Source organism: Streptomyces sp. TAA040 (assembly GCF_000424845.1).
Window position 1 is genome coordinate 1 of record NZ_AUKR01000067.1, and the last position, 1,370, is coordinate 1,370.

The 1,370-nt window shown below is 66.6% G+C and carries 1 pseudogene; it reads right to left on the reverse strand.

The features are described from left to right. A pseudogene (locus tag H300_RS32765) lies at nucleotides 1-1,002 on the reverse strand (transposase); the annotation flags it as partial. Nucleotides 1,003-1,370: the final 368 nt, after the last annotated feature.

Here is a 1,370-nt window from a genome sequence, read left to right on the forward strand (position 1 = left end):
TCACCCAGTCCCGCAGGGCCTCGGGAGTGTCGGTGCCGGACTTCAGGGCGAGGCGCAGTCCCTCGACGGGGTGGGCCTTGGCGACGAACTCCAGCTGGGCCTGTTGGTAGGCGGTGAGGTCCTCGGGGTTCTTCCAGAGCGCGAAGCGGGCCTTCTTCAGAGACTTCGATCCCGGGGTGGTGCGGCCCTTGCCCTTGCGTTCGGTGTTCCAGACCTCACGGCGTACGACGTCCAGGGCGTCGGTGGCCCACTTGACCGTGTGGAAGGGGTCCATCACGCGCACCGCCTGCGGACAGTGCACGGCCACGGGGCCGGCGACCCAGTCCGCCGCGTCGGCCGAAACGTGTGTGATCTTCGCGCAGCGTTCCGGGCCGAGCAGGGTGAAGAACCTGTTCAGGGTCGCCTTGTCCCGGCCGGGTTCGGCCCACAGCAGACGCCCCGAATCATGATCGACGACGACGGTGAGGTACTTGTGGCGCTTCTTGTAGCTGATCTCGTCGATCCCGATCCGCCGCAGCCCGGCCAGCCGGTCGGTCTGTGCCTCGGTGTCCGCCAGACCCGGGCGACCACGGCACCGACCGTGCGCCATCCGATCCGCATCAGCTGGGTGACGGCCGTCGTGGAACAGCAGGTGGCCAACCAGGCGACCTGCGCGTCGAAGGCGTGGGTGTGCCCGGCGCCATGCCGGGCCCAGGGCACCGCCGCCACCGTCACCCCGTGCTCGGGACAGGAGATCCGGGGTGCGTCGGCCTCGATGAACGCGGTGAGCACGCCGATGTCCAGAGCCCGCCAGCGGCGGCGGCCCTCGCCGGCGTCGTACTTCGCCGCCCTGCGGCCACAGATCCCGCACCGCTGCCGACGCCCCTTGACCGGACGGGCATGGGCGACGATCACCACCCGGCCGTCTGCGTCCTCACCGGAGTCTTTCTCTTCGGCCTCGACCTGCTCGATCACCGTCTTTTCGACATCGCGCAACCGGACCCATATCCTCGTGTTCTGCACGCCGCATCCTGGTTCTTCCGTTTCGTTCCTTAAGCAGTCGAAACGTACCCCGGATGCGGCGTGTTCCGCATATACCCCCAGGTCAACGACCCACGGAAGCGACAGGGGAGCCTGTTTTTCAGCACCTGGGAGATCAGCGGATGCGAGAGCACAGCATGGAACCGGCGTCCCTCATACGTGACTTCGTGAACGGGCGCCGCGGAGTGCATCCGCCGCCACAGGTCTTCCGGGTTCCCCTGCTGGTAGAGCTCCGGATCGCAGAGTTCGTTGGCGTAGTGTCTCGTGATTCTGTTCATGTCAGTTCGAGTTGTTATTGACGAGTTTCTTCACGTTGGTCGCGACGAGTCTGACCTTCGCGAGGACCTCGC